The organism is Pseudooceanicola antarcticus (genome assembly GCF_900215355.1).
Lineage (GTDB): Bacteria > Pseudomonadota > Alphaproteobacteria > Rhodobacterales > Rhodobacteraceae > Pseudooceanicola > Pseudooceanicola antarcticus.
Genome location: NZ_OBEA01000017.1, coordinates 1 through 1,011, shown reverse-complemented (window position 1 = coordinate 1,011; position 1,011 = coordinate 1). Strand labels below are relative to the sequence as shown.

Sequence of the window (1,011 nt, the reverse complement as noted above, 5' to 3'; positions counted from 1 at the left end):
GCCTGTAATGGATGAGTTTGATGCAGAGAGACGGCGCGCCTATAAACTTGCTCAGGCGTTGAAGTAGCAATTTGTCGCACGGGAGCTTCGTCCGCTTGGTGGACCTTCGCGTTCCAGATTATGCTGCATGATGCCGTCGACGGCGGCTTTGGTGAAGCTGCGCCGCAGCGGAGCCTGACCTGGCGAATGTCGGCTTCGGGCCGAAAGCGCCTAGAGGTACGGCTGGAGACAGCCCGGCTGGCGTGTCCGCTTGCTGCTCATAGCGGACGCCCGCCTCGCCCTCCGCACCGTCACAACAGTCGATGCGGATCTTGTCTAGAGCAACCCCACGCGCACCTCCCGGTTCGAGATGATCAACTCATGCGCCTCCGAAGCGCTATCCTTGGAGATCGTGTACTTCAACCGCACCGGCTCGATCTGAAAGCGCTTGAACAGCTCACGGATTTCCGGCCGGTCATTGATCGACAGGATGAACCCGCCCTCGATCCCGGCCAGCAGCTCCGCCATCTCGGCGAACTGATCACGGGCGAACAGCCCCTTCCCGTAGTCGCCCTCACCGCCCCAGTATGGCGGGTCCAGGTAGAACAACGCCTGGGAACTGTCGTAGCGCTGTAGCAGATCCTTCCAGTCCAGGTTCTCGAAGATCACTCCATCAAGGCGTTCGTGTGCGGCCTCCAGCAGCGGCTCAAGACGCGCCAGACTGAAACGGCCGCCGCGGTCGCTGGCCACGCCGAAGACGCCGCCGACCTGGCCACCGAAGGCCAGGCGCTGGAGGTAGAGGAAGCGCGCCGCCCGTTCCAGATCCGTGAGCCCGGTCGGGTCCTGTGCTCGCAGACGCTCGAACTCGCGGCGCGAGGTGATCTGAAAGCGCATGACATCCATCAGCTGCGGGCAGTGTCGCTGCAGGATGCGGAATAGGTTCGTGATTTCGCCGTTGAGGTCGTTTGCGACCTCGCACTTAGGCTTCCAGGTGCGGCGCAGGAAGACGCCGCCCATGCCCACGAAGGGCTC

Annotated in this window: 1 protein-coding gene; it reads right to left on the bottom strand. The window is 62.9% G+C overall.

Annotated elements, in window-relative coordinates; genetic code table 11:
* Nucleotides 1–315: 315 nt before the first annotated feature.
* On the bottom strand, nt 316–1,011 hold a 696-nt coding region (locus CRO50_RS19795), incomplete at its 5' end, for a DNA adenine methylase (RefSeq protein WP_099459238.1).